This window comes from Pseudomonas sp. TE3899, from assembly GCF_056279105.1.
In genome coordinates this window covers 2,766,537-2,788,381 of the sequence record NZ_JBWBQR010000001.1, presented here as the reverse complement: position 1 = coordinate 2,788,381, position 21,845 = coordinate 2,766,537, and the positions used below count along the sequence as shown (strand labels likewise).

The 21,845-nt window shown below is 59.9% G+C and carries 14 protein-coding genes; 8 read left to right on the top strand and 6 right to left on the bottom strand.

What is annotated here, in order from left to right:
- Positions 1 to 5 precede the first annotated feature (5 nt).
- Both ACZ89E_RS12725 and ACZ89E_RS12720 read left to right on the top strand, forming a co-directional pair.
- A complete protein-coding gene (locus ACZ89E_RS12725; protein WP_133836765.1) occupies positions 6 to 743 on the top strand; it encodes an S-methyl-5'-thioinosine phosphorylase in 738 nt (245 codons plus the stop codon).
- 45 nt (positions 744 to 788) lie between these two features.
- Entirely contained in the window at positions 789 to 4,085 is a 3,297-nt protein-coding gene (locus ACZ89E_RS12720) for a DEAD/DEAH box helicase (protein WP_476255804.1), read from the top strand.
- A gap of 129 nt (positions 4,086 to 4,214) precedes the next feature.
- On the opposite strand, the gene ACZ89E_RS12715 is transcribed toward ACZ89E_RS12720, so the two are convergent.
- From ACZ89E_RS12715 to mfd, 3 genes are read right to left on the bottom strand one after another with little or no spacing between them, the layout of a single operon-like run.
- Positions 4,215 to 6,905, bottom strand: coding sequence for an SNF2-related protein (locus tag ACZ89E_RS12715; RefSeq protein WP_476255803.1), 2,691 nt, complete (start codon positions 6,903 to 6,905; stop codon positions 4,215 to 4,217).
- Between the two features lie 11 nt (positions 6,906 to 6,916).
- Positions 6,917 to 7,483, bottom strand: coding sequence for a CsiV family protein (locus ACZ89E_RS12710; RefSeq protein ID WP_149660495.1), 567 nt, complete (start codon positions 7,481 to 7,483; stop codon positions 6,917 to 6,919).
- 10 nt (positions 7,484 to 7,493) lie between these two features.
- Entirely contained in the window at positions 7,494 to 10,943 is a 3,450-nt protein-coding gene (gene mfd, locus ACZ89E_RS12705) for a transcription-repair coupling factor (RefSeq protein WP_476255802.1), read from the bottom strand.
- A 364-nt stretch (positions 10,944 to 11,307) separates the two neighbouring features.
- Here mfd and ACZ89E_RS12700 point away from each other — a divergent pair, with 364 nt between their 5' ends.
- Positions 11,308 to 12,771, top strand: coding sequence for a glyceraldehyde-3-phosphate dehydrogenase (locus ACZ89E_RS12700; RefSeq protein ID WP_133836769.1), 1,464 nt, complete (start codon positions 11,308 to 11,310; stop codon positions 12,769 to 12,771).
- Between the two features lie 105 nt (positions 12,772 to 12,876).
- On the opposite strand, the gene tcuC is transcribed toward ACZ89E_RS12700, so the two are convergent.
- Entirely contained in the window at positions 12,877 to 14,178 is a 1,302-nt protein-coding gene (gene tcuC, locus ACZ89E_RS12695) for an MFS transporter (protein WP_149660493.1), read from the bottom strand.
- 403 nt (positions 14,179 to 14,581) lie between these two features.
- On the opposite strand from tcuC, the gene ACZ89E_RS12690 reads away from it, so the two are divergent.
- Together ACZ89E_RS12690 and sthA are read left to right on the top strand one after the other, a co-directional pair.
- On the top strand, positions 14,582 to 15,526 hold the full coding sequence (locus ACZ89E_RS12690; protein ID WP_476257051.1) for an FAD:protein FMN transferase: 945 nt from the start codon (positions 14,582 to 14,584) through the stop codon (positions 15,524 to 15,526).
- A 207-nt stretch (positions 15,527 to 15,733) separates the two neighbouring features.
- The gene (sthA, locus tag ACZ89E_RS12685; protein WP_149660491.1) at positions 15,734 to 17,128 is read left to right on the top strand and encodes a Si-specific NAD(P)(+) transhydrogenase; all 1,395 of its coding nucleotides are present in this window, start codon (positions 15,734 to 15,736) and stop codon (positions 17,126 to 17,128) included.
- Between the two features lie 42 nt (positions 17,129 to 17,170).
- Here sthA and ACZ89E_RS12680 read toward each other — a convergent pair whose 3' ends face one another.
- Positions 17,171 to 17,893 carry a glycerophosphodiester phosphodiesterase gene (locus tag ACZ89E_RS12680; RefSeq protein WP_123403413.1) on the bottom strand — a complete coding sequence of 241 codons (723 nt, stop codon included), beginning with the start codon at positions 17,891 to 17,893 and terminating at the stop codon, positions 17,171 to 17,173.
- A 13-nt stretch (positions 17,894 to 17,906) separates the two neighbouring features.
- Positions 17,907 to 18,488 (bottom strand): PilZ domain-containing protein, encoded by a 582-nt coding sequence (locus ACZ89E_RS12675; RefSeq protein ID WP_149660489.1) that lies wholly within the window; start codon positions 18,486 to 18,488, stop codon positions 17,907 to 17,909.
- A gap of 94 nt (positions 18,489 to 18,582) precedes the next feature.
- Between ACZ89E_RS12675 and ACZ89E_RS12670 the strand changes: the two genes are divergently transcribed.
- The 3 genes from ACZ89E_RS12670 (at position 18,583) to ACZ89E_RS12660 (ending at position 21,834) form a co-directional block, all read left to right on the top strand.
- Positions 18,583 to 19,833 (top strand): lipoprotein-releasing ABC transporter permease subunit, encoded by a 1,251-nt coding sequence (locus ACZ89E_RS12670; protein ID WP_149660488.1) that lies wholly within the window; start codon positions 18,583 to 18,585, stop codon positions 19,831 to 19,833.
- Positions 19,834 to 19,840: 7 nt separating this feature from the next.
- A complete protein-coding gene (lolD, locus tag ACZ89E_RS12665; RefSeq protein ID WP_166655989.1) occupies positions 19,841 to 20,524 on the top strand; it encodes a lipoprotein-releasing ABC transporter ATP-binding protein LolD in 684 nt (227 codons plus the stop codon).
- A gap of 65 nt (positions 20,525 to 20,589) precedes the next feature.
- Positions 20,590 to 21,834, top strand: coding sequence for a lipoprotein-releasing ABC transporter permease subunit (locus tag ACZ89E_RS12660; protein ID WP_149660487.1), 1,245 nt, complete (start codon positions 20,590 to 20,592; stop codon positions 21,832 to 21,834).
- Positions 21,835 to 21,845 lie beyond the last annotated feature (11 nt).

Below are 21,845 nucleotides of genomic sequence, written 5' to 3'. Positions count from 1 at the left end.
TCGTTATGACGATCTACGCGATTATCGGCGGCACCGGCCTGACTCAACTCGAAGGCCTGAGCATTCGTCAGTCACTGGCGGTAGACACGCCTTACGGTCCGCCATCGTCCGAGGTGCATATCGGTGAATATGCGGGCAAGGAAGTGCTGTTTCTCGCGCGCCACGGTCACCCGCATCGTTTGCCGCCGCATCAGGTGAATTACCGCGCCAACCTCTGGGCGCTGAAACAGGCCGGGGCCGAAGCGATTCTTGCGGTCAATGCCGTGGGTGGGATTCATGCCGCCATGGGCACTGGACATTTCTGCGTGCCCCACCAGTTGATCGACTACACCAGCGGTCGCGAACACACCTATTTCGCCGGAGACCTGGAACAGGTCACTCACATCGATTTCAGCTATCCGTACAGCGAGCCGCTGCGTCAGCAGTTGATTGCTGCATTGGCAGCGGAAGGTGTGGGCTACAGCAGTCATGGCGTATACGCCTGCACCCAAGGCCCACGCCTGGAAACCGTCGCTGAAATCGCCCGGCTGGAACGTGACGGCTGCGACATCGTCGGCATGACCGGCATGCCCGAAGCGGCGCTGGCCCGTGAGCTGGAACTGGATTACGCCTGCCTCGCGCTGGTGGTCAACCCGGCGGCGGGCAAGTCCACGGCGGTGATCACCATGGCCGAGATCGAACAGGCGTTGCATGACGGGATGGGCAAAGTGAAGTCGACGTTGGCGCGGGTGCTTGAAGGTTAAATTGTGCGCTACCGTCACTAATTCAATTTAAAAAGCATTGAGTGTATGTCTGCAATCATTGAGCAAATTCAACAGCTGTCATGGGCGGAAGAGTTCAGTCATCGTGCTCTGGATAAGGCGCGCAAATACGCACAGGAGGATCGGGTAAAAATTCTCGAACTTGATGATGTGCTCGTTCGTGCGAACTGCCGGGGCTCCCGAGGTTACGTCTACGAACAGCACATCGAACTGGTCGAAGATGCAGATGGTGATTTTGAGCTGGATTGCACCTGCTCATGCCCCGTACTGACTGATTGCAAACACTGCGCAACCGTTATCTATCACCTGCAGGAACTGCCTGTCGCCGCGACTGACGGTGCGGTTTCCGTTCACTTGAATCGCGAGCTGGAGCGCTGGCTCGACGGTATCCCTTCTGCAACTAATCCCTCTGACGAGTCGACGCAGGTCACTGGCGCGCGCCTGTTCTACAAACTCAGGGCGACGCCTGTCGCCGGGAAATGGACGCTGGAAATCTTCAAGGCCCGTCAGCTCAAGGACGGCCATTTGCAAGACATCAAGTCAGTGTATTCACTCTCGGATACGCTGATTCGCCAACCCGGTTATCTGACCGAACTCGACCTTCGAATCGCCAGGCTTTTGGTGGCGGTTCACTCCCACCACGCCTATTACTCCGGTTATCCCCTGGAAGGCAGCAGTGGTGCAGAACTGATCGAGATGCTGTTGCGCACCTCGCGCCTTTTCCTCGATCTCGACCAGCCTCAGCCCCTGACACCAGGAATGAGGAGGACGGGCCAATTCGCCTGGGCCGAGCAAGCAAACGGCAGTTTCCGCCCACAATGGAGCAGTGATGAAGCCCCGGTGGAAACGATCCTGGCCCTGGAGCCTTTGTACTATGTGGATCGCGAGCGGCTGCAGGTCGGGCCTTTGTTCAGCGAGATGGATGAGAAGCTGGCGTGTCATTTGTCGTTGGCGCCCGATATTCCGGCGCGTCAGGCAATGCAGTTCAGCCATCGGATGAGCGCCGCGACGCGCGTCGCGCCGGCACCCCATGCGCTGACGGAGCGGGTCATCGACGGCATTCTTCCTCAGGCTCACCTGACGCTCGCCAGTGCCAGGCGTTACGTGCGCTGGCAGCATGAGGCAGAGCACCGTGCGGCATTGGTCTTTACCTACAACGGCCATCCGACGTCGGACCGGAACCCGGAGGTGTTGATCCTTTCCGGGACTGAAACCCAGCGTATCCAACGCAATCCCGTCGCTGAAAAAGCCTTGCGCCAAGCCTTGCAAAAACACGGTTTCAAAAAAGCCACGCGCAAAAGCAGCCTCGACCGTCCGGGTGAAATGTTCACGCTGCCGGATGACACCGCCTGGCTTGCCTTTGCGCAGGACGGGGTTCCGGCGCTGAGGGAGAGGAATTGGCTGATCGATATCAGCGACAACTTCCACTTCAACGTGCAGCCTGTGGAAGAGTGGTATGCGGAGGTTGAGGAAGAGGCGGGGCACCAGTGGTTTGACCTGCAACTGGGGATCGTCGTTAACGGCGAGCGGCATAGCCTGTTACCGATTTTGCTGCATTTACTGCGCAGTCAGCCGCAACTGATGGACCCTGCAAGCCTGGCAAAACGTCATGATGACGAACAAGTGTTGATCGAGTTGGGGGCAGGGCGTGTTCTTTCCCGTGACACCACGAAAGTCGCGCTGCCTTATGGTCGTATCAAGCCGTTGATGGCCACCCTTGGCGAGTTGTACCTGGGGGGCCACGAGGGCGACTCGTTGCGTTTGACTGCGCCGGACGCCGCGCGCCTCAGTGCGCTGGAAGGCGTTCCACTGGTCTGGCAGGGCGGCGAGCGACTGCGCAGTTTTGCCAAACGCTTGCGTGAGTCGACGCACGTTCAGGTCGAAGCGCCCGAGGGCCTGAAGGCGACGCTGCGACCGTATCAGCTTGAAGGCCTGAACTGGATGCAAACCCTTCGCGAACTGGAAGTGGGCGGCATCCTCGGCGACGACATGGGGCTGGGGAAAACCCTGCAAACCCTGGCTCACCTGCTGACGGAAAAACTGGCCGGGCGCCTTGATCGTCCAGCCCTGGCCGTGATGCCCACCAGCCTGATTCCCAACTGGCTCGACGAGTCCCTGCGCTTTACCCCGCAATTAAAAGTGCTGGCACTGCATGGCGCCGCCCGGCAAAAAGACTTTACCAACCTTGCTGAATACGACCTGGTGTTGACTACCTATGCGCTGCTGCCTCGGGACCTGGAGATTTTGCAGCCGCAGGCCTGGAGCGTGCTGATTCTCGACGAAGCGCAGAACATCAAGAACCCGCTCAGCAAAGCCGCTCAAGCCGCCCGTGATCTACAGGCTCGCCAGCGATTGTGTCTGTCCGGTACGCCGCTGGAAAACCACCTCGGCGAGTTGTGGTCGCAGTTCCACTTTCTGTTGCCCGGCTGGCTTGGGGACAGCAAAACCTTCAACCGCGATTACCGTACGCCGATCGAGAAGCACGGCAACAGCGAGCGTATGCAGCACCTGACCGCCCGGATAAAACCTTTCTTGCTCCGGCGCAAGAAAGACCAGGTGGCGACTGAACTGCCGCCGAAAACCGAGATTGTGCATTGGGTTGATCTCAGCGACGGGCAACGGGATGTGTATGAAACCGTGCGCGTGGCGATGGACAAGAAGGTCCGCGACGAAATCGCCCGCAGTGGCGTGGGGCGCAGTCAAATCATCATCCTCGACGCGTTGCTCAAGCTGCGTCAGGTCTGCTGCGATCTGCGTCTGATCAAGACGCCGCTCACCGCCAAAGCCTTGCGTTCGGGCAGTGGCAAACTGGTCAGTCTGATGGAGATGCTGGAAGAACTGCTCAGTGAAGGGCGCAAGATTCTGCTGTTTTCACAGTTCACCTCGATGCTGGCCCTGATTGAGGAGGAGTTGCAGCAGCGTGGCCTCGGCTATTCGATACTGACCGGCGAAACCACGGATCGGCGCACGCCGGTCAAGAACTTCCAGAGCGGTAACGTGCCGTTGTTTTTGATCAGTCTGAAAGCTGGCGGCACCGGCCTGAACCTGACGGCGGCGGACACGGTGATCCATTTCGATCCCTGGTGGAACCCGGCAGTAGAAAATCAGGCGACCGACCGTGCCTATAGGATCGGGCAAAACAAACCGGTGTTCGTCTACAAGCTGATTGCCCGGGGTACGGTGGAAGAAAAAATCCAGGCGTTGCAGCAGGAGAAAGCCGTTCTGGCCGAAGCGGTGCTTGAAGGTGGGGCGTCGGGTGGGTTGAAGCTTGAGCCGAGTGATATCGAGGCGTTGTTTGCGCCGTTGCCCACTCTCAAGGCCTGATAGCGGGTTTCTTCAGTACTGGCCTCTTCGCGGGCAAGCCTCGCTCCTACGGGTTTTGTGTCGTTCGCGGCATAGAACCTGTAGGAGCAAGGCTTGCCCGCGATGGCGATCTACCTGGCGCCACAGACCTCAACGCTTCTCCAGCTTATCCGGCAACGGCGCAAACAGCGCTTCAATGTCATCACTCTGCAACTTCCAGTCCCCGGCCGAGCGGCCATCCAGTACGCCCGCCGCCAGGTCGGACTTTTCCTTTTGCAGGTGCTGAATCTTCTCTTCGACCGTACCCCGGGCAATCATCTTGTAGACGAACACGGGCTTCTCCTGGCCGATGCGATAAGCCCGGTCAGTCGCCTGGTTTTCCGTTGCCGGGTTCCACCACGGGTCGTAGTGAATCACCGTGTCGGCTTCGGTCAGGTTCAAACCCACGCCACCAGCCTTCAAGCTGATCAGAAAGATCTGACGCTTGCCGCTCTGGAAGTCCTTCACCGGTGCGCGTCGGTCACGGGTTTGTCCGGTCAATAGGGCGTATTCAACACCGCGCTTCTTCAGTTCGACCTCGATCAGCGCCAGCATTGAGGTGAACTGCGAGAACAGCAAAATCCGCCGGCCTTCTTCAAACAACTCGTCAAGCATCTCCATCAAGCTGTCGAGCTTGCCGGACGTGCTACCGCGAGTAGGCAGGACGGCGTCGTTGACCAGGCGCAAGTCGCAGCAGACCTGGCGCAGCTTCAGCAGTGCTTCCAGGATGATGATCTGGCTGCGGGCCACGCCTTTGCGGGTGATCTCATCGCGAACTTTCTTGTCCATGGCCAGGCGCATGGTTTCGTACACGTCGCGCTGGGCTTCGTTGAGATCGACCCAATGGATGATCTCGGTTTTCGGCGGCAATTCGGTCGCCACCTGTTCCTTGGTCCTGCGCAGCAGAAACGGTTTGATCCGACCGTTGAGGTGCTGAAGTCGGACCTCACTGCCGCGCTTTTCGATGGGCACGCGGTAATCGCGATTGAAGCTTTTCACATCGCCGAGCCAACCGGGCAGCAGGAAGTGGAACAGTGACCACAGCTCGCCCAAGTGGTTTTCCAGCGGCGTGCCACTCAGGCACAGACGCTGCCGGGCATTTAACTCACGGGCCGCCTGGGCCGCCTTGCTGTTGGGGTTCTTGATGTATTGCGCTTCATCCAGCACCAACACGTGCAGTGGCACCGCCGCCAGGGTTTCCACGTCCTTGGGCAGCAATGCATAGGTGGTCAGGATCAGGTCGTAATCGGTCAGGTTCTCGAAGTGTTTTTTGCGGCTGGCGCCGTACAGCGCCAGCACGTTGAGCTGTGGCGTGAAGTGCGCCGCTTCGTCGAGCCAGTTGGGGATCAGGCTGGTGGGCATCACCACCATGCACGGCCGATCAAGGCGCCCGGCGATTTTCTCGCTGAGAATATGCGCCAGGGTCTGTAGGGTTTTGCCCAGGCCCATGTCATCCGCGAGAATCCCGCCGACTTCCAGCTGGCGTAACGACTGCATCCAGCTCAGGCCTTCGAGCTGATATGGCCGCAACGTAGCGTTCAAGCCCTGCGGTGCCTCTGTGGTGAAATCCTTGATATCGCGCAGGCGCTGGGCAAAGGTACGAATCTGATCGCCGCCTTCCCACAGCAACGGCATGTCTTCCAGCGGATTCAGCCGGATGGCGTCAGCCTTGCTCAAGCGCAGCGTGGTTTCGCCGGGCCCTTGCAGGTAAAACTCGCCAAGGGTCGCCAGTACCGGTTTCAGGCGGCCGAAGGGCAGGGCGACTTGCAGCGGGCCGTATTCGGAGTTCGGGCGATTGGGGATGTTCACCAGGATCAACTCGTCATCGCGACGGCGGGCCAGGCGTTCCGGGTTGAGGATTTCGGTGTGCGAGCGCATCAGGTTCAACAGGATCGGCAGCAGGCTAAGCCGTTCACCATTGACGATGATCCCCAGCTCCAGATCAAACCAGTCGCGCTCCGGCACTTGTTCGACAGTGGCGTACCAATCGTCCACGGCCGTCAGGTCGAAACCGAAATCCTCGTCGATCTGCAACTCCCAGCCCTGGGTGCGCAGCTTCGGCAAATCATTGAGGGTGAAGGTCAGCCAGGCGCTGTCGTTGACCATTTCGAACAGTTCGCCAGCGCTTTCGGGCAAGGCCTTGCTTTGCCGGGTGGCGATCTTGAAACCGAGGATTCGTAGCTGTTCCCTGTAGGCCTGTTCGACTTCCGGGTGACGTTTTATCCGTAAGGTCTGTGTCTCCTGACGAATCAGGACGTCGGCATTCTTCTGCCCGGACACGTATTCATCCAGATAGTTGAAGGACAGCGCCGCACGATGCTGGATGTAGCGCTGCATCTTGCCGTTGCGCGGTTCGAAGGCGCTGAATTCGACACTCGCCAGCCACAGGCGCGGCACCGGTTGCACGTTATCCACCAGCACCTGTGGCGGTGCCTTCGGGCTGCGGTTTTCCAGGACTGCCTGGAGTTTTTCCAGCAGTTCGGCGTCTTGCGCAGCCGCCGGATAGGCCAGGGTTTCCTGGACTTTGAGCAGCACCGCCGCGCAATGTTTGCAGTTGCTATGGACCGGGCAGGTGCAGTTGGCGTCGACCATCAGCAAGGTGCCTTTGGCTGACTCGCGCAGGCGAATGGTCTGACGGTAAACGTTACCGCCCGAACCTTCGCACGCAGCGATGATCGTGGCATCGCCGACCTCGACGATCCTGACGCGGTTCTCCAGCGCGTAGCGACGGCCACGCTCCAGGCTCTGTTCCTTGAATCGGCTGACCCAGGAAGGTGCCAGGGGTTTGCTCAGGGTCGACATAGGGACTTCAATCAGTCCGGAATTTCTTCGGGGGCTGGCCGAGGGGCTGGCGCAGTCAGCGAGGTGATCTTGATCATCAGGCCCAGATGGCCGTTATCGAGGTAGTTCAGCTGGCCGCTCCTGGTGTGGCTTTCCTGCTTCAGACGTTCGCTGGCAGTGACCATGCCGTTGGCGTCGAACTGATTGACCCAGAAGTCCGCGTCAATGTCGGTGAGGCGCCCCACCTTCAGGTCAAGCGTGCCTTCGATCGGGAATTGACCGAACTGTTCGTTGCCGTCGCTGATCGCAATCTTGCTGGCTTCTTCACCCAGGTTCTGTTGCCAGGCCTTGTGCAGCAGCACCGTGTAGTCGGCGCTGTTGGTGAGTTTTTCCACTGTGCCATTGAGGCTTGGCGTGCGCAGGCTGTCGGGGGCGATGTGTTGTGCGCCGGCCGCCCAGTCTTCCGGTGCTGCACGACTGACGATTGCCGGCACTGCGTTTTGCCGGAACAGGATCATTTCAACCTGATACTTGTCATCGGCAAACGCCGTTGAAGCAAACAACGTCATCAGCAAAGTTAGCGAGCGAAACAGGCGCATGCGGCGTCCTTCAAGCAGTTGTCGGGAGAAGGCGCTCAAACAGCGCCTCTACAGTATTAAAGCGCTCTTCCGGGCGCTCCATCGGCACCATGAATTTGAACATCGTGGCACCTTCGAATTTGTAGCGTTTGGGTTGGCTCTGGATCAGTTTGATCAGGGTCAACGGATCGACCGGGGTCTGCGCCGCGAACTCGATACGACCGCCTTGCGGACCGCCGTCGACTTTCTTGATGCCCAGTTGCTCGGCCTGCAATTTCAGAAGCGTGATCCGTACCAGGTTCTTGGTCGGCTCGGGCAACAGGCCGAAACGGTCGATCATCTCCACTTGCAGGTCCTTGAGACCTTCCTCGTCGGTCGCCGAGGCGATGCGTTTGTAGAGAATCAAGCGGGCGTGAACATCCGGCAAGTAGTCCTCGGGAATCAACGCCGGTACGCGCAAGTTGACTTCCGGACCGCCGCCCAACGGCTGATCAAGGTTTGGTTGTTCGCCCTTGCGGATCGACTTCACCGCGCGCTCGAGCATTTCCATGTACAGCGTGAAGCCCACCGCCTGGATCTGCCCGCTCTGGCCGTCGCCCAGCAATTCGCCGGCGCCACGGATTTCCAGGTCGTTGGTCGCAAGCACAAAGCCCGCGCCGAGGTCCTGGGTGTTGGCAATCGCTTCCAGACGCTTTTCGGCGTCGCCGGTGATTTGCTGGCGCGGCGGCGTCAGCAGGTACGCGTAAGCCTGGTGGTGACTGCGACCGACCCGGCCGCGCAATTGGTGCAACTGCGCCAGGCCGAACTTGTCGGCACGCTCGATGATGATGGTGTTTGCGCTCGGCACGTCGATGCCGGTCTCGATGATGGTCGAGGCGATCAGCACGTTGAAGCGCTTGTGGTAGAAGTCGCTCATCACCTGTTCGAGTTCGCGCTCGCGCATCTGCCCGTGGCCGATACCGATGCGTGCTTCCGGCACCAGTTCGGCGAGGTCGGCGGCGCATTTCTCGATGGTTTTGACATCGTTGTGCAGGTAATAGACCTGACCGCCGCGCAGCAGCTCGCGGAGCAAGGCTTCCTTGATCGTGCTTTTGTTCTGCTCCATGACGAAGGTCCGCACCGACAGGCGACGGGCCGGCGGCGTGGCGATGATCGACAGGTCGCGCATGCCCGACACCGCCATGTTCAGCGTGCGTGGAATCGGCGTGGCGGTCAGCGTGAGGATGTCGACTTCACTGCGCAGGGCCTTGAGCTGTTCTTTCTGACGCACACCGAAACGGTGCTCTTCGTCGATGATCACCAGCCCGAGGTTTTTGATTTTTACATCGTCGGACAACAGCTTGTGGGTGCCGATGACGATGTCGATCTTGCCTTCCGCCAAGTCCGCAATCGCGGCATTCACTTCCTTGGTGGACTTGAAGCGGCTCATCACTTCCACGCTCACCGGCCAGTCGGCGAAGCGGTCGCGGAAGCTGTTGTAGTGTTGCTGGGCGAGCAGGGTGGTCGGCACCAGGATCGCCACTTGGCGACCGCCGTGTACCGCGATGAACGCGGCACGCATCGCCACTTCGGTCTTGCCGAAACCGACGTCGCCGCAGACCAGTCGGTCCATCGGTTTGGGCGCGAGCATGTCGGCGCGCACCGCATCGATGGTGGTTTGCTGGTCCGGGGTTTCTTCGAACGGGAATCCGGCGCTGAAGGTCGCGTAATCGGCTTTGGGATCGGCGAAGGCATAGCCCTCGCGGGCGGCGCGGCGGGCATAGATGTCGAGCAACTCGGCGGCCACGTCGCGCACCTGTTCGGCGGCTTTGCGCTTGGCTTTCTGCCAGGTCTCGGAACCGAGGCGGTGCAGCGGGGCCAAGGCATCGTCGCTGCCGGTGTAGCGCGCGATCAAATGCAGGTTGGCTACCGGCACGTAGAGCTTGGCGCCTTCGGCGTATTGAAGGGTCAGGAACTCGGCGGCCTGGTCGTCGATTTCCAGGGTTGCCAGGCCGAGGTAACGGCCGACACCGTGATCGATGTGCACCACCGGCGCGCCTTCGCGCAGCTCGGTGAGGTTCTTGATCACTGCGTCATTGTTGCCATCGGCGCGTTTTTCCCGACGCCGACGCTGCATCACCCGCTGACCGAACAATGGGCTTTCGGCGATCAGCGCCAATGCCGGATCGTCCAGCAGCAGGCCTTCATCCAGCGGCGCGATGGTGATCGCCAGGCGATCCTTGCTTGCGACAAAGTCCGGCCAGCTATCGACGGTTTTCGGTCGCAGCTTCAGGCGTTCAAGCAATTCCAGCAGCACTTCACGACGGCCCGCAGACTCGGCGGTAAACAGCACGCGACCGGGGAACCCGTCGAGGAAACCGGCCAGCGCCGCCAACGGCTGGGTGGCCTTGGCTTCGATGGCCAGGTTCGGCAGCGCTTGCGCCGGGAAGCGTTCGCGGCCTACGCCGGTTTCCACGTCTTGCTGGCTGGCGACCACGCGCGGCCAGTTTTTCAGGCGTGCGAAGCAGTCTTCCACCGGCAGGAACAGCTCGGCCGGCGGCAATAAAGGACGGGACGGGTCGACGCGGCGCTCTTCAAAACGATTGCGCACGTCGTTCCAGAAATTCTCCGCCGCTTGCTCGATGCCCGGCAGGGAAAACACCTGGGTGTCTTGTGGCAGGTAATCGAACAGGGTCGAGGTTTCATCGAAGAACAGCGGCAGGTAGTACTCGATACCGGCCGGGGTAATCCCGCTGCTCAGGTCCTGGAAGATCGGGCAGCGGCGGAAGTCGACATCGAAACGCTCGCGAAAGCGCGCCTTGAAGCGAGTGACCGCGTCCTTTTGCAGCGGGAATTCCCGGGCCGGCAGCAGGCGCACGGTGTCGACCTTGTCGATGGAGCGCTGGTTGTCCGGATCGAATGTGCGCAGGGTCTCGATTTCGTCGTCGAACAGATCGATGCGGAACGGCAGTTTGCTGCCCATCGGGAACAGGTCGATCAGTGAACCGCGCACCGTGAATTCACCGTGCTCGTACACCGTATCGACGTAGCGATAGCCGCTGGCTTCGAGCCGGGTGCGCATTTGCTCGACGTCGAGTTTCTGGCCGACATCCAGCACCAGGCTGCTGCCGAGCAGGAACTTGGTCGGCGCCAGGCGATGCAGGGCCGTGGTGATTGGCACCACCAGCACACCGTGGGTCAGCTCCGGCAGCCTATATAAGCTGGCAATGCGCTGGGAGATGATGTCCTGGTGCGGCGAGAACAGGTCGTAAGGCAGGGTTTCCCAGTCGGGAAAATGCAGCACGGGCAAATCCGGGGCGAAGAAGCTCAGCTCCTGTTCCAGCCGTTCAGCGCTTTGGCTGTCAGCGGTCAGCAGCAGGGTAAAGCGCTTGGCAGCGCTGGCGGCCTCGGCGATGGCCAGGCTCAGGGCGGCACCGGGCAAGTTGCCCCAGTGCTGTTTACCTGCCGCGGCAGGGAGAAGCGGTAGACGCAGAACGGGCACGGAAGGTTGAGCTCCAAGCGTTGCGACAAAGTCGGTAATTGTAGCGGCCTCAGGTGCCGGCTGTCAGTTGCAGATATGTCTATTACGCGGGTTGGGCGAAATGTAGTGGTAAAGACAAAATCCGGCGGTTTTTTGCTGAAATTTAGCGATTATGTAGTGGCAAAACGAACAGGTGTTACGGATGGTTACGGACAAGGCAGCGCTACCTCCAAAAAATTGACTGCGCTGGAAGGCCCGTATTTACTGGGCTCCAGCGCGGCGTAATTTTTTTGAACGGAAATTTGTTACGGCTCGCACGACAGGCGCGCATTGCTACGAGAGGCACTCGGCGGCATAATGTAGCCCCTTTTTTCTGCCCCTACATATGTGGAAGGTTCCCGTGACTCAGAAGCCCGACCAGTGTCTTGGTGAATGGATCGACCGTGAAGCACTCGCAGAAGCGATGATTCCGCTTATCGGTCAGCTCTACCGCAATAACAACGTGGTGAGCTCGATCTATGGCCGCAGCCTGATCAATCGTTCAGTCATTGCGATTCTCAAAGCTCACCGCTTCGCTCGCCATCGCCAGTCCGATGACAGCGAACTGTCCGTCCACGAAACATTCCCGCTGCTCAAAGCCATGAGCGAGCTCAAGCTCGGCGCCGCTTCGGTCGACCTGGGCAAGCTGGCGGTCAAATTCAAGGCCGAAGGCAATGGCCGCACTGCCGAGCAGTTCGTCCGTGAAGAACTGGCCGACGTGGTTGGTCAGCAAAACGTTGCCGCGCGCAAAGGCACCGACGTTGTCCTCTACGGCTTCGGTCGTATCGGCCGTCTGCTGGCGCGCATCCTGATCGAAAAAACCGGTGGTGGCGACGGCCTGCGTCTGCGCGCCATCGTGGTCCGCAAGGGCGCCGAGAACGACCTGGTCAAACGCGCCAGCCTGCTGCGTCGCGACTCGGTCCATGGTCCGTTCGATGGCACCATCACCATTGATGAAGCCAACAACACCATCACCGCCAACGGCAACCTGATTCAGGTTATCTACGCAAAAAACCCGACTGAAGTGGATTACACCCAGTACGGCATCAAAGACGCGTTGCTGGTGGACAACACCGGTGTATGGCGTGACGCCGAGGGCCTGGGCCAACACCTGGCTTGCCCGGGTATCGACCGCGTTGTGCTGACCGCACCTGGCAAAGGCAAGCTGAAGAACATCGTTCACGGCATCAACCACGGCGAAATCACCGCTGATGACAAGATCGTTTCCGCGGCTTCCTGCACCACCAACGCCATCGTGCCGGTGCTGAAGGCCGTCAACGACAAGTTCGGCATCATCAACGGTCACGTTGAAACGGTTCACTCGTACACCAACGACCAGAACCTGATCGACAACTTCCACAAGGGCGATCGCCGTGGCCGTAGCGCCGCGCTGAACATGGTGATCACCGAGACCGGTGCTGCCACCGCTGCTGCCAAGGCTCTGCCTGAGCTGGCCGGCAAGCTGACCGGTAACGCGATCCGTGTTCCGACGCCGAACGTGTCGATGGCCATTCTCAACCTGAACCTTGAGAAAGCCGCGACCCGCGAAGAGATGAACGATTACCTGCGTTACATGGCGTTGCACTCCGATCTGCATAAGCAAATCGACTACGTCAACTCGCAGGAAGTGGTGTCCACCGACTTCGTTGGCTCGCGCCACGCCGGTGTTGTGGACGCTGAAGCGACCATCACCCAAGACAACCGCGTTGTTCTGTACGTTTGGTACGACAACGAATTCGGTTACAGCTGCCAGGTGGTGCGCGTGATGGAAGACATGGCCGGGGTCAACCCGCCAGCGTTCCCGCGCTAAGCTTCAGCCGCAAATGAAAACGCCCCGACATTGTCGGGGCGTTTTTGTTTGTGCGGTGATCGTTCCCACGCAGAGCGTGGGAACGATCGTGCTGACGAATGCGATCTACCTGGCGCCGCCAGCCACTGCGGCTTGCGCAGTCCGCAACTCATGCTTGTTGCCACGGAACAACACCAGCGTCGCAATCAACCCCAGCACCGCCGCACCACTGAGCCAGATCCCCGGCGCGGCCTTGTTATCCAGCACGTGGATCAGATAAGTGCACGCCGCCGGAGTAAATCCACCGAAGGTCGCGGTCGCCAGGCTGTAGGCCAGGGAGAAACCGGTTGTACGAACTTCTACCGGCATGATCTCGGTCAGCGCCACCACCATGGCGCCGTTGTATGAGCCATACAAGAACGACAACCACAACTCGACGATCAGCAGATGGCTGAAACTCGGGTTGGCCACCAGCCATGACAGGGCCGGGTAAGCCGTGAGGATCGCCAGAATCGTCGCCGCCAACAGCAGGGGTTTGCGGCCGATCTTGTCGGAAAAAGCTCCCATCACCGGCAGCCAGAAGAAGTTCGACAGGCCGATGCACACCGTGACCAGTAACGCATCCAGGTCCGACAAATGCAGTTCGGCTTTACCGAATGTCGGGGTGTACGCAGTGATCAGGTAGAACGACACGGTGGTCATGACCACCAGCGCCATGCCGGCGATAACGATGCCAAAGTTCTGACCGATCGAACGGATGATTTCCTGCAGGGTAGGGCGATGTTTACGCGCCTGGAATTCCGGAGTTTCTTCCAGCGAGCGTCGAATCACGAAAATCACCGGCACGATCATGCAACCGATCAGGAACGGCACACGCCAGCCCCAGTCACCCATTTGTTCCGGGCTGAGCCAATGGTTGAGGCCCACACCCAGCAAACCGGCGAACACCACGGCGGCTTGTTGGCTGGCGGACTGCCAGCTGACGAAGAAGCCCTTGCGCCCCGGGGTGGAGATTTCGGCCAGGTAAACCGACACACCGCCCAGTTCCACGCCCGCCGAGAAGCCTTGTAACAGGCGGCCGAACAGCACGATCAGCGGCGCAGCCACGCCCAGGGTGGCGTAACCCGGCACGCAGGCAATCAGTATCGTACCGGCGGCCATCAGGGCCAGGGTGATGATCAGCCCTTTGCGACGGCCGTGACGGTCGATGTAGGCACCGAGGAAAATCGCACCCAGCGGACGCATCAGGAATCCGGCGCCGAAGGTTGCCAGGGACAGCATCAAGGAAGCGAAAGCGCTGTCGGCAGGGAAGAAGGTCTTGGCAATGGCCGTGGCGTAGAAGCCGTAGACCATAAAATCGAACATCTCAAGAAAATTACCGCTGACAACGCGAAAGATCGCTTTGCCTTTGCCCGTATTCGAGGACATTTGAACGCTCTCACTTTGGCTGTCTTATTGGAAATCCCTGGTCTTGACGCTTCCTGGCTGTCGGCCTCAAGCACGCAGGCACGCACCGAACAGTTTTGTAACGATATGTGTATGAAGATGGATAGGCAACCACTAGTTAGCCTGCTGCTTAAACGTTATAGCCATTAAGCGGCATGAAATTAGAGGTGGAGCGAATTAGCCTTTGTAGGAGCGAGGCTTGCCCGCGAAGGCGATAAACCTGGCACACCGCCTTCGCGGGCAAGCCTCGCTCCTCCAGGGAGAGTGCATAATGGCGACCCTCGGTGTTGTGCCAGGGGAGTCAGGGGGAGTGAGATTGTTGAGAAGGAAGGGTTTTGTCCTGGCGCTGTTCGTTGCCCTGTCCGGCTGCGGCAACGGCGATTCCATGGAAAGCTTCGGTGGCCCGACCATGGGCAGCACCTATTCCATCAAATACGTGCGTACCCAAGGCCTGCCCGCACCGAAAGACGTACAAGTCGAAGTCGAAAAGATCCTCGCCGACGTCGACCGGCAAATGTCCACCTACCGCAGTGACTCGGACATTGAGCGCTTCAACGATCTGCCCGCCAATCGCTGTCAGACAATGCCCGTGCCGATCCTCGAATTGGTCCGTGTCGGCGAACAACTGTCGCTGCAAAGCGAAGGCTCCTACGACCTGACCGTCGAACCACTGATGAACCTCTGGGGTTTCGGCCCACAGGCTCGTGAAGAAAAAGTCCCGAGTACCGAAGCACTCACCCACGCAATGCAACGAGTCGGTCACACACACCTGCGCATCGACGGTGACCAACTCTGCAAGGACACCGCCGTCGAGGTCGATTTCAACAGCATCGCCGCCGGCTACACCGTGGACACCATTGCCGCAAAACTTGAAAGCATGGGCATCCATAACTACCTCGCCGAAGTCACCGGCGAACTCAAGGCAGCCGGCAAAAAGCTCGATGGCTCACCGTGGAAAATTGCCCTGGAAGAGCCCCGGGCCAATCAGCAAGTGGCCGAGCGCATCATCAATGTCGACGGCTACGGCGTGTCCACTTCCGGTGACTATCGCAACTATTTCGAGCAAGACGGCCACCGCTATTCCCACACCTTCGACGCCCGCACGGGTGCACCGATTACCCACAACCTGGCGTCGGTCACGGTCATTAATCCTTCAACGCTGATGGCCGATGGCTTATCGACGCTGTTGCTGATTCTCGGCCCCGAACGTGGATGGGACTACGCGCAAAAACACAACATTGGTGCATTCTTTGTGATTCGTGCCGATACAGGTTTCGTCACACGGGCCAATCAGGCTTTTGAGCGCCAGAGTGGCGGCAAAACCGAATGATTGCGGCGATCCGAGCATTGAAGACTGGCGTTGTAGCGCCGGCAAAAGTAGCCTACGACGCGACCAAGGGTTAATGTGCGCGGCGTTGACGCTTCTATAGACTGTGTCCGGGTTCTGCACTGGCCCCAAATTGTTCCTTCACGCCGCAGATCGGCGTGATTTAGCCGCAGGTGCCGATGGCGCCGCGGCCTGTTCTGAGGAGTACGCATGGCTGTCTACAACTACGACGTGGTGGTGCTGGGTTCCGGCCCGGCAGGAGAAGGTGCGGCAATGAACGCCGCCAAAGCAGGGCGCAAGGTGGCCATGGTCGACAGCCGTCGCCAGGTCGGCGGCAACTGCACCCACTTGGGTACCATCCCGTCCAAGGCATTGCGTCACTCGGTCCGGCAGATCATGCAGTTCAACACCAACCCGATGTTCCGGGCCATTGGTGAGCCGCGTTGGTTCTCGTTTCCGGACGTGCTGAAAAGCGCAGAAAAAGTCATTTCCAAACAAGTCACTTCGCGTACCGGCTACTACGCCCGTAACCGCGTCGACGTGTTCTTCGGCACCGGCAGCTTCGCCGACGAGCAAACCATCGAAGTGGTGTGCGCCAATGGTGTAGTTGAAAAGCTTGTCGCCAAGCACATCATCATCGCCACCGGTTCGCGTCCGTATCGCCCGGCGGACATCGATTTCCATCACCCGCGTATCTACGATAGCGACACCATCCTCAGCCTCGGCCACACTCCGCGCAAACTCATCGTTTACGGCGCGGGCGTGATCGGTTGCGAGTACGCCTCGATCTTTAGTGGCCTGGGTGTGCTGGTTGAACTGGTGGACAACCGTGGTCAGTTGCTGAGCTTCCTGGACTCGGAAATTTCCCAGGCCCTGAGCTATCACTTCAGTAACAACAACATCACGGTTCGCCACAACGAAGACTACGACCGCGTCGAAGGCGTGGACAACGGTGTGATCCTGCACCTCAAGTCCGGCAAGAAGATCAAGGCCGACGCCTTGCTCTGGTGCAACGGCCGTACCGGTAATACCGACCAGTTGGGTCTGGAAAACATCGGCGTGAAGGTCAACAGCCGTGGTCAGATCGAAGTGGACGAGGCCTACCGCACCTGCGTGCCGAACATCTACGGTGCCGGTGACGTGATCGGCTGGCCGAGCCTGGCCAGTGCCGCTCACGACCAGGGTCGCTCGGCCGCTGGCAGCATCGTCGATAACAACAGCTGGCGTTTCGTGAATGACGTGCCGACCGGCATCTACACCATTCCGGAGATCAGCTCGATCGGCAAGAACGAGCAAGAGCTGACCCAGGCGAAAGTGCCGTACGAAGTGGGCAAGGCGTTCTTCAAGAGCATGGCGCGGGCACAGATCGCCGGCGAGCCCCAGGGCATGCTGAAGATCCTGTTCCACCGCGAAACCCTGGAAGTGCTGGGCGTGCACTGCTTCGGCTATCAGGCGTCGGAGATTGTTCACATCGGCCAGGCGATCATGAGCCAGCCGGGCGAACTGAACACCCTCAAGTACTTCGTCAACACCACGTTCAACTACCCGACCATGGCCGAAGCCTATCGGGTAGCGGCGTACGATGGCCTCAACCGGCTTTTTTGAGCGGCTCCGGCCGGTGGCCTGAGCCGGCCGGGGAGACCGATTTCAGCAATTCTCGAGGGTGGCAGTGGCCAAACCGGGAAAGTCTGTAATCAGGCTGTCAACGCCGAAGTCGGCGAGTCTGCGCATCAGCGCGGGCTCGTTGACTGTCCATACCGACACATGCAGCCCCTGACGCTGCGCCTTCTGCAGGCGTTCCGGCGTACACAGGGTCCAGTTCAGCGCCAGAATCTCACAGCCATAGCTTTGCGCGACTTTCAACGGGTCGAGCCAGGCGTACTCGGCGACCAATCCGCGAGACACATCCGGCACCAGGTCCAGCGCGGCCTTCAATACTTCGCGGGAACTCGAGGTGATGGTCACCTTGTCCAGCAGGCCGTGACGCACCGCCATTTCCCGAATCGCCAGCACCGTAGTCGCGGCGCGGGTGCGTGAAGCGCTTTTGACTTCCAGTTGCCAGTGCTCGAAATCGCATTTCTCGAACAGCTCTTCCAGCGTTGGAATCGGGCACGGCTTGATCCAGCCCGGGCCGCCCTTGCGCGCGTCGTAAGTCACCAGATCCTTAGCGGTATGCTCGACCACTTTGCCGCGGCGGTCGGTGGTGCGCTTGAGTGTCGGGTCATGGATGACCATCAACTCGCCGTCCATGGACAGGTGCAGATCCAGTTCGCAACGGCGCACGCCGTGCTTGAGACATTCCTGAAAACTGGTCAGGGTGTTTTCCGGTGCTTCGCCTTTGGCGCCGCGATGGCCGTAGATGAGGGTCACGGTTCTTCCTTAATTAAATGCCTGATTCGTTTTGTTCGCGGGCCAGACGTCGTTCCTGGGCCTGCTTTTGCAAGATGTAGCGGGCGAGCAATTGGCGCTGGGCATCGGTCGGGTACTCGAACTCGGTGCCGACGTCGTAGCCGTCGCCCTTGCGGTCGCAATGGGTGACCCTGGCCCGCAGCAACAGGCCCAGCGCTTGCGGCATCAGCACCAGTTTGACCGACAGGTGCGCGCCGACGGCAATGGGGGTCGGATGCTGAAAGTCGATGCCGCCTTCGGAGATGATCACCGGTTGCGGGTCGCCGATGTGCCCGAGCACGGTCAGGGCGACCACCTGGCTGAGCAGGTCGATGCGTTTGTTCTGGGATTTCAAGAAGGCAGCAATCGCCCGGTCGCGCTCACTGATCTGGCGCAACAGGTGCTGCGACTCGAATTCGCTCAGGTGCAGTTCACTGAGCAAGTTGAAGAGGGGGGAAGCATCCTGCAACACTTCCTGGCCTGCGGCTTCGGGAGCAGACAGGGTCCGAATTTCCAGTGCGATCGTGTCCTCGATACGGTAGTATTCGCGGCGATCTTCTTCATCTAATGTCGACATGGCGAACCCATGGTAGCGGCGGTGGTCTGAGTGTAAAGCTGGTTATCGACCCCCGCCACAAGGACGTTCCTTTTCCCTCCGAACAAGCCCCGACATGTTCAGACCTCTCTTCGTATTTATTGGCACGCGTTATACCCGTGCAAAGCGTCGCAATCATTTTGTGTCGTTCATTTCCCTGACTTCGATGATCGGGCTCGCCCTTGGCGTGGTCGTGATGATCGTCGTGCTGTCGGTCATGAACGGTTTCGATCATGAGATGCGCACCCGCGTGCTGGGCATGGTGCCCCACGCGACCATCGAGTCCGGTGAAGCGATCAGCGACTGGCAAAGCCTGGCCACCAAGGTCAAGCAGAACCCGCAGGTGACGGCCGTTGCGCCGTTCACCCAGATGCAGGGGCTGCTGACCAACAATGGCAAGGTGTCCAAGGTGCTGCTCAATGGCATTGACCCGGCGCTGGAGCGTCAGGTCTCGATCATTGATAACTTCATGCAGCAGGGCAAGCTCGACGACCTGGCCCCCGGCAGCTTCGGCATCGTCATTGGCGACAAGGCGGCGGCCAAGCTCGGCGCGGCCATCGGCGACAAGCTGACCTTCGTCGCACCGGAAGTCACCGTGACCCCGGCCGGGATGTTCCCGCGCATGAAACGCTTTACCGTGGTCGGCATCTTCCATGTCGGCGCCGGTGAGCTGGATGGCTACCTGGGCGTGACCAACCTGCAGGACCTGGCCAGGCTGCATCGCTGGAAGCCGGATCAGGTCCAGGGCATCCGCCTGAAGTTTGATGACCTGTTCCAGGCACCGCGCGTGGCGTGGACCCTGGCCCAGCAACTCGGCGAAGACCATTACTACGCCCGCGACTGGACCCGCACCCACGGCAACCTGTATCAGGCGATCCGCATGGAAAAAGCCATGATCGGTTTGCTGTTGCTGCTGATCGTTGCCGTCGCGGCTTTCAACATCATCTCCACGCTGGTGATGGTGGTGAATGACAAGAAAGGCGACATCGCTATCCTGCGCACCCTGGGCTCCACGCCGGGGCAGATCATGGCGATCTTCATGGTCCAGGGCACGGTCATCGGTGTGATCGGAACGCTGATCGGCGCCGTGGTCGGGATCTTCGCCGCGCTGAACGTCAGCGCCGCGATCTCGGCGCTGGAAGGCCTGATCGGGCATAAATTCCTCAATGCCGACGTGTATTTCATTGATTACCTGCCGTCGCAAGTGCAGAGCCAGGATGTGTTGATGGTCTGCGCCGCTGCGTTGGTACTGAGTTTCCTCGCCACCCTGTATCCAGCCTGGCGTGCCGCGCGCACCCAGCCTGCGGAGGCGCTACGTTATGAGTGAGTCGGGCATGAGTGAAAAAGCAATCTTGAGCTGTCGCAACCTGGGCAAATCCTACGAGGAAGGCCCGGAGTCGGTAGAGGTGCTGGCCGGTCTGCAACTGGAACTGCATCCGGGTGAGCGCGTGGCGATTGTCGGCACTTCGGGTTCGGGCAAAAGTACCTTGCTCAACCTGTTGGGCGGTCTCGATACGCCGACCAAGGGCAGCGTCTGGCTCGACGGCGAAGAGCTCTCGGCACTGAGCGAGAAGAATCGCGGGTTGCTGCGTAACCGTTCCCTCGGGTTCGTGTACCAGTTCCACCATTTGCTGCCGGAATTCACCGCCCTGGAAAACGTCTGCATGCCGCTGCTGATCGGCAAGACCGCGATCCCGGAGGCGCGTCAGCGTGCCACCGCGTTGCTGGAGCGGGTAGGGCTGGGGCATCGCCTGCAACACAAGCCATCGGAACTGTCCGGTGGTGAGCGTCAGCGTGTGGCCATCGCCCGCGCCCTGGTGAACAACCCGGGGCTGGTGATGCTCGATGAGCCGACCGGCAACCTGGACTCCCACACAGCGCAAGGCATTCAGGACTTGATGCTGGAACTCAGCACCTCGATGCGCACCGCGTTCCTGGTGGTGACCCACGATATGAACCTGGCTCGCCAGATGGATCGCGTCCTGCATTTGCAGGAAGGTTGCCTGACGCCCATCTGATTGACCGAAACCCGGCGCGGCTGAAAAGCCCGTCGGGTCTTTTATTTTTATACGGTGCCCAGCGAATGTTCAGACCGTTATCGATCTTTATCGGCGCGCGCTATACCCGCGCCAAGCGCCGCAATCGCTTTGTTTCCTTCATCTCGATGACCTCGATGATCGGCCTCGCCCTGGGCGTGCTGGCGATGATCGTGGTGCTCTCGGTGATGAACGGTTTCCAGCGCGAAATGAGCTCGCGCATCCTCGGCATGGTGCCCCACGCGACCATCGTCGGCGTGAACCCGATCGACGATTGGCAGCCGGTGGCCGCCGCCGCGATGAAAAATCCCGAAGTGACCGCCGCCGTGCCATTCACCGAGATGGAAGGCATGCTCTCTTATAAGGGCGCGATGCAGCCGATCCAGATCAGCGGTATCGACCCGGCGCAGGAAGGCAAGGTCTCCATCGTCGCCCAGCACATCGTCCAGGGGCGTCTTGATGCCTTGAAACCGGGCGAGTTCGGCGTGGTGGTCGGCGAGATCACGGCGCGGCGGTTTCGCTTGAACGTCGGCGACAAACTCACCTTGATCGTGCCGGAAGTCAGCACCGCACCGGGGGGCATCACCCCGCGCATGCAGCGGCTGAACGTGGTCGGTGTGTTCAAGGTTGGCGCCGAACTCGACGGTTCGATGGCACTGATTCACATGGCCGATGCCGCGCAAATGCAGCATTGGCAGCCGAATCAGGTGCAGAGCGTGCGCCTGGCGGTCAAGGATCTGTACGCGGCGCCCAAGGTGTCGAACGACATCGCCAATGGCCTGGGCACGGCGTACAAGGCTGACGACTGGACCCACACCCAGGGCAGTCTGTTCAGCGCGATGAAAATGGAAAAAACCATGATCGGCCTGCTGTTGCTGATGATCGTCGCGGTGGCGGCGTTCAACATCATTGCAACCCTGATCATGGTGGTGAACGACAAGGGCGCGGACATTGCGATCCTGCGCACCATCGGCGCCACGCCACGGCAGATCATGGCGATCTTCATGGTCCAGGGCACGGTGATCGGCATCGTCGGCACCTTGATCGGCGGTGTGCTGGGGGTGATTGCGGCGTTGAACGTCAGTGAACTGGTGGGTTGGCTGGAGCGCGTCAGCGGGCAGCACATCTTCAGCTCGGACGTGTACTTCGTCAGCAACCTGCCTTCGGAATTGCAGGGCGGGGATGTGTTGTTGATCTGCTCGGCGGGGTTCATCTTGAGCTTTCTCGCCACTGTTTACCCTGCCTGGCGGGCGGCGAAGATTGAGCCGGCTCATGCGTTGCGGTATTCGTAAGCGCTGAAATC

Bases quoted from the DNA above. Each gene is read 5' to 3' on its own strand.
- ACZ89E_RS12725 (WP_133836765.1), top strand. From the start codon at position 6: ATGACGATCTACGCGATTATCGGCGGCACCGGCCTGACTCAACTCGAA.
- ACZ89E_RS12720 (WP_476255804.1), top strand. From the start codon at position 789: ATGTCTGCAATCATTGAGCAAATTCAACAGCTGTCATGGGCGGAAGAG.
- ACZ89E_RS12715 (WP_476255803.1), bottom strand. From the start codon at position 6,905: ATGTCGACCCTGAGCAAACCCCTGGCACCTTCCTGGGTCAGCCGATTC.
- ACZ89E_RS12710 (WP_149660495.1), bottom strand. From the start codon at position 7,483: ATGCGCCTGTTTCGCTCGCTAACTTTGCTGATGACGTTGTTTGCTTCA.
- ACZ89E_RS12700 (WP_133836769.1), top strand. From the start codon at position 11,308: ATGTGGAAGGTTCCCGTGACTCAGAAGCCCGACCAGTGTCTTGGTGAA.
- tcuC (WP_149660493.1), bottom strand. From the start codon at position 14,178: ATGTCCTCGAATACGGGCAAAGGCAAAGCGATCTTTCGCGTTGTCAGC.
- ACZ89E_RS12690 (WP_476257051.1), top strand. From the start codon at position 14,582: ATGGAAAGCTTCGGTGGCCCGACCATGGGCAGCACCTATTCCATCAAA.
- sthA (WP_149660491.1), top strand. From the start codon at position 15,734: ATGGCTGTCTACAACTACGACGTGGTGGTGCTGGGTTCCGGCCCGGCA.
- ACZ89E_RS12675 (WP_149660489.1), bottom strand. From the start codon at position 18,488: ATGTCGACATTAGATGAAGAAGATCGCCGCGAATACTACCGTATCGAG.
- ACZ89E_RS12670 (WP_149660488.1), top strand. From the start codon at position 18,583: ATGTTCAGACCTCTCTTCGTATTTATTGGCACGCGTTATACCCGTGCA.
- lolD (WP_166655989.1), top strand. From the start codon at position 19,841: ATGAGTGAAAAAGCAATCTTGAGCTGTCGCAACCTGGGCAAATCCTAC.
- ACZ89E_RS12660 (WP_149660487.1), top strand. From the start codon at position 20,590: ATGTTCAGACCGTTATCGATCTTTATCGGCGCGCGCTATACCCGCGCC.